At 42.0% G+C, this 8,309-nt stretch carries 13 protein-coding genes and 1 pseudogene; 7 read left to right on the top strand and 7 right to left on the bottom strand.

Annotation, left to right across the window (positions count from 1 at the left end):
- Positions 1-208: 208 nt before the first annotated feature.
- Both IM485_RS13830 and IM485_RS13835 read left to right on the top strand, forming a co-directional pair.
- Positions 209-397: pseudogene (locus IM485_RS13830) on the top strand (IS5/IS1182 family transposase); the annotation flags it as partial.
- Positions 398-568: 171 nt separating this feature from the next.
- A complete protein-coding gene (locus IM485_RS13835; protein ID WP_104398314.1) occupies positions 569-1,219 on the top strand; it encodes a TIGR04282 family arsenosugar biosynthesis glycosyltransferase in 651 nt (216 codons plus the stop codon).
- On the opposite strand, the gene IM485_RS13840 is transcribed toward IM485_RS13835, so the two are convergent.
- The 5 genes from IM485_RS13840 to IM485_RS13860 all read right to left on the bottom strand — a co-directional run bounded on the left by IM485_RS13840 (position 1,181) and on the right by IM485_RS13860 (position 4,011).
- On the bottom strand, positions 1,181-1,693 hold the full coding sequence (locus IM485_RS13840; RefSeq protein ID WP_104398315.1) for a L,D-transpeptidase: 513 nt from the start codon (positions 1,691-1,693) through the stop codon (positions 1,181-1,183). The two genes, IM485_RS13835 and IM485_RS13840, sit on opposite strands and share 39 nt — an antisense overlap.
- A gap of 69 nt (positions 1,694-1,762) precedes the next feature.
- Complete coding sequence (locus IM485_RS13845) at positions 1,763-2,077, bottom strand: DUF6464 family protein (RefSeq protein WP_287743782.1); 315 nt, start codon at positions 2,075-2,077, stop codon at positions 1,763-1,765.
- A 59-nt stretch (positions 2,078-2,136) separates the two neighbouring features.
- The gene (gene speD, locus IM485_RS13850) at positions 2,137-2,544 is read right to left on the bottom strand and encodes an adenosylmethionine decarboxylase (protein WP_002754975.1); all 408 of its coding nucleotides are present in this window, start codon (positions 2,542-2,544) and stop codon (positions 2,137-2,139) included.
- Positions 2,545-2,728: 184 nt separating this feature from the next.
- Positions 2,729-3,382: a DUF4335 domain-containing protein gene (locus IM485_RS13855; RefSeq protein ID WP_002768934.1), complete on the bottom strand. Its 654-nt coding sequence runs from the start codon at positions 3,380-3,382 to the stop codon at positions 2,729-2,731.
- A 2-nt stretch (positions 3,383-3,384) separates the two neighbouring features.
- The gene (locus IM485_RS13860; protein WP_287743784.1) at positions 3,385-4,011 is read right to left on the bottom strand and encodes a DUF3038 domain-containing protein; all 627 of its coding nucleotides are present in this window, start codon (positions 4,009-4,011) and stop codon (positions 3,385-3,387) included.
- A gap of 98 nt (positions 4,012-4,109) precedes the next feature.
- On the opposite strand from IM485_RS13860, the gene IM485_RS13865 reads away from it, so the two are divergent.
- From IM485_RS13865 to IM485_RS13885, 5 genes are all read left to right on the top strand, one after another.
- Positions 4,110-4,628 carry an adenine phosphoribosyltransferase gene (locus IM485_RS13865; protein WP_002742074.1) on the top strand — a complete coding sequence of 173 codons (519 nt, stop codon included), beginning with the start codon at positions 4,110-4,112 and terminating at the stop codon, positions 4,626-4,628.
- 9 nt (positions 4,629-4,637) lie between these two features.
- Positions 4,638-5,699 (top strand): ABC transporter permease, encoded by a 1,062-nt coding sequence (locus IM485_RS13870; protein ID WP_104398319.1) that lies wholly within the window; start codon positions 4,638-4,640, stop codon positions 5,697-5,699.
- Positions 5,700-5,803: 104 nt separating this feature from the next.
- Positions 5,804-6,112 carry a hypothetical protein gene (locus tag IM485_RS13875; protein ID WP_104398320.1) on the top strand — a complete coding sequence of 103 codons (309 nt, stop codon included), beginning with the start codon at positions 5,804-5,806 and terminating at the stop codon, positions 6,110-6,112.
- A 3-nt stretch (positions 6,113-6,115) separates the two neighbouring features.
- Positions 6,116-6,994, top strand: coding sequence for an SDR family oxidoreductase (locus IM485_RS13880; protein WP_287743786.1), 879 nt, complete (start codon positions 6,116-6,118; stop codon positions 6,992-6,994).
- Positions 6,981-7,133 carry a hypothetical protein gene (locus IM485_RS13885; RefSeq protein ID WP_002759543.1) on the top strand — a complete coding sequence of 51 codons (153 nt, stop codon included), beginning with the start codon at positions 6,981-6,983 and terminating at the stop codon, positions 7,131-7,133. Before IM485_RS13880 ends, IM485_RS13885 begins: the two co-directional genes overlap by 14 nt.
- Before the next feature lie 205 nt (positions 7,134-7,338).
- On the opposite strand, the gene IM485_RS13890 is transcribed toward IM485_RS13885, so the two are convergent.
- Positions 7,339-7,692, bottom strand: a complete 354-nt coding sequence (locus tag IM485_RS13890; protein WP_287743789.1) for a serine hydrolase — start codon at positions 7,690-7,692, stop codon at positions 7,339-7,341.
- Positions 7,661-8,309, bottom strand: a 649-nt coding sequence (locus IM485_RS13895; protein WP_287743792.1) for an ARC6/PARC6 family protein, incomplete at its 5' end; no start/stop codon positions are given. The genes IM485_RS13890 and IM485_RS13895, both read right to left, overlap by 32 nt.

Consider the following 8,309-nt stretch of genomic DNA (forward strand, 5'->3'; position numbering starts at 1 on the left):
AGAAAATTCCTCAAGCTCCTTCTCTGCACAGCAAGGCTCTAAAGTTGATAAATATCAATCTAACAAAAACTCAAAGTCTTAGTGTACAAACTTTACAAGCATGAGTTATTGATAGTTTTACATGACAGGTTCGGTAGAGCCGCCTTTTTTAACTTTTTTATTGATCTCATTAAGCATTTCTACTTATTGCAAAGGTGAGATGCTCCCTCCTCATACTTCCTTTTCAGCGATTGCTATTACTTTTTTAGTCATGAATCTTTCTAACCTGTTGAGGCAGGTTTTTTGGGCTTTTTTATGTCTGAAATGGAAAAACAGCACTTTTTCTCGGTCAATGATTAGGATAAGTTATATTTCAAGAACTAATCAACAACGAAAGCTTATACTTATAGCTAAGTGAAATCATTGATTAAGAGACCTGTACTTTTCAATAACTTTTTGCCGCAAACCCTAATTAGATAACCAACTAAAATAATCTATACTAAGCCAATAAAGCCTGTTTTATTGGCTTTCCTGCCTCCTATTGACAGTAGGCTAAAACTAATAATGAACATCATCGTCGCAATCACTCGTGGACTGGAGACAACAACTGATTATTTTTACCCGTTACCCGGAATTGGGGAAAGTAAAAACCCGTATGATTCCAGCTTTGGCAGCCAAGGGAGCCGAAGAATTACACCGAAAACTGGCCGAATATACCCTCAGTAAATTAGCGGGTTTGAGGAGTTTTCTCTCTCTGATCATTTACTACCATGGCGGCAGCGAGGAGAAAATGCGTACTTGGTTAGGTGTGCATTATTGCTATCATTCTCAACGGGGAAAAGACTTAGGAGAAAAGATGCAAAATGCCTTTGCCGATGGTTTTGCTCAAGGGATGACAGCGATCGCTATTATTGGCACAGATTGTCCAGAAATCGGGGAAAAAGAGATTTTAGCAGCCTTTGAAGCCCTAAAAACCCACGATATGGTTTTAGGACCAGCTCTAGATGGAGGATACTACCTAATTGCTTTAAAACAGGTCTTTCCAGAGCTTTTTGACGATATTCCCTGGGGAACGGGGGAAGTCTTGGCAAAAACCCAGACAATTGCCGCTAAACTGGCTTTAAAAACCGCTTATCTGCCTAAATTAGCCGATATTGATCGCCCGGAAGACCTGCCTATCTTAAAAAAATACCTGCCAGAATTAAGGTTGAACGATGACGGGGGTTCCCATGCGGACTAAATCAAACAATACTTTCACATCCCGATTCCGCATCCGCACACAACCATGGGAAGCGGCGCGACCGAGGGAATTTTCCGCAGGGGTGCCGTGAAAACCGATGGAATTTTTGCCGTCACTCCAAAAACCGATCCATCTTTCCCCTAGGGGACTATTGGGACCGGGGGTGCTGACTTTTCCTGTCCAGGGACTTTTCCAGACAGGATTGCGAACTAATTCCCGCACTTCAAATTTACCGGTGGGGGTTTCCCAGCCTTTTTTGCCGACGGCGACGGTAAATTGCGCTAAAAGTTGCTTATCTTGATAAACGTAAACTTTTCTCTCTTTCAGTTTTAAGACCAGATGGGTAGCGAGAGTTTGATTGGCCGCCGTATTCGGGGTGACGGTGCTGATTTGGTTAGCTTGGGCCGGATATACGGGTAAACAAGTTAATCCTAATCCGATGATTAAGAGGGTCAAATTTCGTTTGAACGCCATTATTCCCACACTCCTCAATTGCGATAGCGATAATTTTTAAGGATAGCAAACAGAGAACTTTTTGGAAGCTCAAGCCGCCCACACTGTGCCAGTTTTAGCTTCGTACTGCCGACAACCTTCACAGGGACCGGTGGGATTAACCGCACAACGCAAATGGGGGGAATAGGCATTAAAACGACAACTAATATCACCGATCAAGGCCGGTTTATTTTCTGTCCCTAGAGGGATTGACAAAAAATCACTGGCCATCACCGTGCTGTATTCGTGACGATGGCGAATCCCTCTCAAACGGTTGCTTAATCTCTGTTGGGATCGGTTAATTAACCAGAGACTAACGAGAGAGGGAAAGAGGGCGAGGATAAAAACAAAGGTTATCCTGATCACGATTTCAGTTTAGGCGATCGCCAGTGCTGCTAACTTATTATCGAGGCCGGCGCTAGAAATTAGGCCATAACTAGGGAAGACTTAAGGGGTTCTTCCTTTTTGCTTTCATAAACTGCCGCAGGACTGGGGAATCCTCTGGTTAGTTCCCGCACTTTAATCTCACCTGCTTGCAGGGATTTGGTCAAAATTTCCATGGCAACCACGGGTTTACCCGCACCACAGAAGAATAAATCGGCGGCGAAATAGCCGTGTTCAGGCCAGGTGTGGATCGCGATATGAGATTCAGCTAAAGTCGCCGTCGCGGTAACTCCGTGGGGACTGAACTGGTGGACACACAAATCGATCAGCGTTGCTTCTCCTGCCGTAATTCCATCGAGGATAGCGCGACGAATGCGCTCGGGATCGTTGAGGAGGTCAGCAGGTACTTGCCAAGCATCGACAATCAAATGGGTTCCCAGTTTGGTCATTTTTTTTTCAATACTCCCTATCGAAAAACCTTCACAGAATTACCAGCATAACACAATTTTTCTAACTTGTGCAAAAAAAATCCGGTTTTTTTTTGGGTACTTTCTCTAAAAAACTAAGACAGAGAAGGGTGTGGGGTGTAGGGTGTAGGGTGTGGGGTGTTGGGAAAAGCGCAAGGGTCTAATTTTATCTGGGGGGGGGGACAGGATTAGTGGGGACGGTGGGACTGGGAGAAGCGGCAGGAATGGGGGGATTTTCGGGTTTACGGACTTGGGGAACGGGTAACAGATAGAAGAGTAGGGCGCAAGCGACAAGACTGCCTAATCCCGCCAAAAAAGGCACTGTTCGACTGGCCACCGATTCATTAACCTTATGGTAGCGACGGGAAACCGGCTGTAATTTCAGGGTTAGGTCAGGTAAAGTGCGAGTATCGGCAAAAAATTGGTCAATCGCTTCTATTAAATCGAATAACTGCACGGTACTGATTTCTATCTTCACCGGACTTTCCGGGATATTCAAGTCCGTTGATGGATACCAAACCAGACGATGGAGATTCTGGTCAATCTTTTCTAGGTACACATGATCTGGTTCATGGACGGGGTCTTGGGGATGACGAACACCACTCAAAAATTCTTGGGCATACTGACTGACCGCTTGGACCAAATTTTCCAAGAAAACCCGACCACCTTGCAGGACTTTATTGGCCCCGATTAACCGACATTCTACGTTAGTCAAAATTGAGAGTAAAGGTCGGCTATCCCCGGGGTTAGCTGGTGCGAAATCATCGCCGAAACCATCGAGAATCAGGGTACAATTGGGCAAGCTATACTGTCTTCTCATTTTTACACTATCTCCCCATCAAATAAACTAATCCAAAAGCGCTGCATTCCCGTCGTACCAGTACAAAATAATAACTGATCGAGGAGGGATAAAGCCAGTTCATTTAAAGCATTTTCATCAGCTAGATAAACCGATACTTTGGCCCGGCGGGGGTTCATGCGACTGCGAAAATTGGAGCGAAATCGTTCTAGGTATTCTGATAAAAGAAAATTATTATCCACGGGTAAACCCTTTGATTCCATCTGTTGCCGCGCTAACAGTAATTGTCGGATGGATATAGCTAGGGGTTTGGCCCGATAACTGGCAATGATAACTAAAGCTTTTGCTTGGTCAAGGGTGAGACGGTCGAGGGTGTAGGAAATTCGCCAGGGATTAGTACAGCGTAATCGCCAGAAAATAATCCGGTTTCTGACAATTTTATCAAGTCCTAGTTCTTTAGAGAGGGCTAACAGGGCTTCCCCGGCACCGACTTCTAAGGATTCCAACGCTAATAGCATTAAATCGATATGCTGTTGGAGATGTAGGGCGCATTGCTGACTAGCAATCGGAAAATCGGGTAAAACGCTTAAAATAACTGGTTTTTCTGGGGCTGATGCTGTAGATTCGGGCGTTAGGCTAGTAGAGGTCATGATATAGGAGAACTAAAACACAAGGGCGATCGAGTCAGGGTATTGTAAATTGTATTGTATAGATAGCTGTCCCCCATTTTACGAGACACGGAAACTGAATGGATCTGAAATCATTGATTCGCGATATTCCCGACTTTCCCAAACCGGGTATTGTCTTCCGCGATATTACTACCCTACTCAATCATCCCCAAGGATTACGTTACACGATCGATACCCTAACGGCAAAGTGTCGCGATTACGGTTTATCCCCCGATTACATTGTCGGTATGGAATCCAGGGGTTTTCTCTTTGGTGTTCCTTTAGCATACCAATTAGAAGCGGGATTTATTCCTGTCCGGAAACCGGGCAAATTACCCGCCGCCGTTCACAGTATCGAGTATGATTTGGAATACGGAAGCGATAGCCTGGAAATTCATCAGGACGCGGTGGCATCCCATCACAAAGTCTTAATTGTCGATGATTTAATCGCGACGGGAGGGACGGCGAAAGCGACGGCCGATTTATTAGAAAAAATTGGTTGTGAGGTGTTAGGATTTGCTTTTATCATCGAGTTAATCGACCTCGGTGGTCGGGAAAAATTACCCGATTTACCGATTATTACCATTATCGATTATTAGGTTTTTTCTATGACGGCGACTGATGATAATTATAAGGCGGCAACCGATCGATCGAGTGCTAATGGGTTACAATCTCTCCTAACTAGCGAAACTTTTTTATATATTGTCAAGCGTGTTCTCCAGGGTTTATTAACTCTGTTGTTGGCCTCGGCTTTGAGTTTCGCTATTATCCAATTAACCCCCGGCGGTTTTCTGGCTTTGCTTGACCTTAATCCCAAGATTAGTCAGGAAACAAAAGAACAATATATTGCCCTTTTTGGTTTAAAAGATCCGCCGATTGTCCAGTATTTTAAATGGTTGTGGCAAGTGGTAACTCAGTTTAATTTTGGTCTGAGTTTTACCTATTTTCGTCCCGTGTCTTCCCTATTATTAGAGAGAATTCCAGCGACGTTATTAATGTCTTTGACTTCCATCATTTTAACCTGGGCGATTGCGATTCCCTTGGGCATTGTCAGCGCCGTCAAACAAAACCAATTTATCGATAAATTTTTTCGAGTTATCAGTTATCTTGGTCAAGGTTTCCCCAGTTTTATCACTGCCCTTTTACTGCTAATTCTCGCTCAAAATGTCTCGCCGCTTTTACCAGTAGGTGATATGACCAGTATTAACTATTCGGAATATTCCCCTATTGGTAAAGTTTTAGATATCGCTTGGCATATGATTTTACCAACTATTGCCCTGACAGTTACCAGTTTTGCTGGATTACAAAGATTGATGCGGGGACAATTATTAGATGTTCTGCGACAGGATTATATTCAAACCGCCAGGGCGAAAGGTTTACCGGAAAATAAAGTTATCTATGTCCACGCTTTACGCAATGCTATTAATCCTCTGATAACTCTTTTGGGCTTTGAATTTTCCAGTTTGTTAAGTGGGGCATTTATCGCCGAATTTTTCTTTAACTGGCCCGGATTAGGTCGTTTAATTCTGCAAGCTGTGACGGCTAAAGATTTGTATTTAGTTATGGGCAGTTTAATGATGGGGGCTACTATGTTGATTATCGGTAATCTTCTGGCTGATTTACTTCTCAAAGCTGTAGATCCTAGAATTAAATTGGAGGATTTAAAGTAGGGTGATAGGGGAATGGGGTAATGGGTAAATTCAACTAAAACCCCAAAACCCTAAACCCCAACCCCCAACCCCTTTTTTCCTTCTCACTTTTTATCTAACCAACTATGTTAGCAACTACACATTATTTACTCAGGTCAAAACAAGACGGACAATACCTAGTGGCGCGTCTGAGAAAAGGTGAAAGCGAAAGTCCGGCTATTTATCTGCTTCTGTTTAAAGAATCCTACGATGCTTTAAGTTATATCAATACCCATGCTCAGGATTTAGCCAATAATTTTTCTGTGGAAACTCTCTCAGGAACACAATTAAAGGGACTGATGCAGCGATGGGGATTTGCAGGAATTGGTTTAGTTAGTGAACCTTTGGAACCACAAGTACAGTTTTTAGCCTACGAAAAAGGATTTAATCTCTAAACTATGAAAACGCTGTTAATCACTGGAGTTAGTGGTTTTTTAGGTTGGCATATTTACCAAAAAACTCGCTCATCTTGGGCAAGTTTCGGTACATACCTTAATCACAATGTCAATAGTAATGACCCAAATTTAATTAAAATTAATTTAACAGACTTAGCCGCAGTTAAAGAACTTTTTCAACAGATTAAACCCGACGCGGTAATTCATGGGGCTGCCCAATCAAAACCGAATCTCTGTCAAGAATTTCCCCAAGCATCCGAGGCAATTAATCTGACAGCTTCTCTAGAAATTGCCCGTTTATGTAGTCAATATCAAATACCCCTAGTTTTTACCTCTACCGATTTGGTTTTTGATGGTAAAAATGCCCCCTATTCCGAAAATGATCCCGTTTCTCCAGTCAGTGTCTATGGTGAGCAAAAAGTAGCGGCAGAAAAGGGTATTTTAGCAATATATCCTCGGGCAGCCATTTGTCGAATGCCTTTGATGTTTGGTTCCCCTTCTCCCAGCGCTAATAGTTTTTTGCAACCCTTTTTAAAAACCCTGCAAGAGGGAAAAGAATTATCTCTATTTACCGATGAATATCGTACAGCTGTTGGGGTTAATAGTGCGGTGAATGGTTTACTTTTAGCCCTAGAAAAAGTGCAAGGAATTATTAATCTGGGTGGTAAAGAAAGAGTTTCTCGTTATCAATTTGGTTTACTAATGACGGCAGTTTTTAACATTCCCAGAGAACAAATAAAACCCTGTTTACAGTCCGATGTTCCCATGAGTGCGCCCCGTCCCCAGGATGTTTCTCTTGATAGTTCTCTTGCTTTTTCTTTAGGTTATCAACCATTAAGTATTAAAACCGAATTAGAGGCAATTAGAGATGAAATTATCTGAACAAAAGCGGACTATATTAATTATCTTGCTCCTGTTTTTTACCGCTATTCTCATGGCCAATTATTTTGAGGTAGGAATGACAGGAGTGTTAGCTTTTTTCGTTGCCTATCTTTCTAAAGGATTGCGAAAAGTTAAGTAGGGTATGCTGAAAAAGCCTGAAATGCCGATAGGAAAAAGGTAAAATATCCTAAAAGTCCTGCACTTTTTTTATTCAGTACAGATGTATAGAATCTCGGCGGCAACTCTATCAGAACCGGAATCATTTGAACTGCCCTTTGCAACTTAATTGGCGTATTTACTTGCTTATTCTCCCGAATTATCTCCTATTTTAGTCTTTTCTTAAGTCATTTTTTAAGCATTTGGTTATAAACTTGTCGTGAAAGAATTGGGAAAAACTCTTTATCTTGATAAAACTTTTTTTCATCTCCAAAGACAACTAAAATATAATGAGTTTTGTTATCAGGACTGACGATAATAGCCGCATCATTTCGATTATTAAATGTCCAGCCCATTTTAGCATAAAATTGAGTTTTAACCAGGAGAGATTGACCTAAAAAGTCTTGGATAGGATTAAAAGGTTTTTCTTTCCACGCTTGAGGATGTAAATCTCGTTTAATTAATTGTTTAATCGCTTGGCTATAAGCTGGCGAAATGGCTTTTTCTTGCTCAATTTCGATTGGAAATTTTCCAATTTTCACTCTCTTTTTTAAACCAATAGGTAACATTTTTTTGATAAGTCTGGGTTGGGGTTCCACATCCAGCACTTCTGGGACCATGGAGTGTAAGTTGTTCCGTTACATTGACTGTTATTGAAGGTGACGAACCTGAAGGATCAAAAGAGACTATCCGATTAATATTGGAAAAATCATAAGTATAATAACAGCCTTTAGAGCGCAGCCAACCCACTGTCCCCCCGCAGATTCCATCATTACATTTTTCTAAGGCATTAGAATAAAGTTGTCCGGTGGCGTATTGCTTCACTAAGCTGTCGTCAAAAGAAGAACCGAAAGCCTGTCTTTTAACTTCATACCAACGTTTAACAAGTTTTGCTGCTTCATCTTGTGTGAGATCATGGGAAGATGAGGGAGATGGAGAGAGTCTTGGTGTCGGTGTCGGGGAAGAAGCGAGCGTTCCTAAACTTATATCTATCTTAAAAGTTTTAGAACCTTTGGGGGCAGCAATTTGCAGCAAATACTTTCCGTCTTCTGGCAATTTTGTTCCTTGTAAAATTTGATTGTCTGGACTATAAAGCCACACACAGATATCATCATCTGTGTTATAGCTAAGGTTTTGTCCTGACTTTCCTGTAAAAGTG

It is taken from the genome of Microcystis sp. M169S2, from assembly GCF_020245865.1.
GTDB lineage: Bacteria > Cyanobacteriota > Cyanobacteriia > Cyanobacteriales > Microcystaceae > Microcystis > Microcystis ichthyoblabe_A.

Bases quoted from the DNA above. Each gene is read 5' to 3' on its own strand.
- IM485_RS13860 (WP_287743784.1), bottom strand. From the start codon at position 4,011: ATGACCTCTACTAGCCTAACGCCCGAATCTACAGCATCAGCCCCAGAA.
- speD (WP_002754975.1), bottom strand. From the start codon at position 2,544: ATGACCAAACTGGGAACCCATTTGATTGTCGATGCTTGGCAAGTACCT.
- IM485_RS13840 (WP_104398315.1), bottom strand. From the start codon at position 1,693: ATGGCGTTCAAACGAAATTTGACCCTCTTAATCATCGGATTAGGATTA.
- IM485_RS13870 (WP_104398319.1), top strand. From the start codon at position 4,638: ATGACGGCGACTGATGATAATTATAAGGCGGCAACCGATCGATCGAGT.
- IM485_RS13885 (WP_002759543.1), top strand. From the start codon at position 6,981: ATGAAATTATCTGAACAAAAGCGGACTATATTAATTATCTTGCTCCTG.
- IM485_RS13865 (WP_002742074.1), top strand. From the start codon at position 4,110: ATGGATCTGAAATCATTGATTCGCGATATTCCCGACTTTCCCAAACCG.
- IM485_RS13875 (WP_104398320.1), top strand. From the start codon at position 5,804: ATGTTAGCAACTACACATTATTTACTCAGGTCAAAACAAGACGGACAA.
- IM485_RS13880 (WP_287743786.1), top strand. From the start codon at position 6,116: ATGAAAACGCTGTTAATCACTGGAGTTAGTGGTTTTTTAGGTTGGCAT.
- IM485_RS13855 (WP_002768934.1), bottom strand. From the start codon at position 3,382: ATGAGAAGACAGTATAGCTTGCCCAATTGTACCCTGATTCTCGATGGT.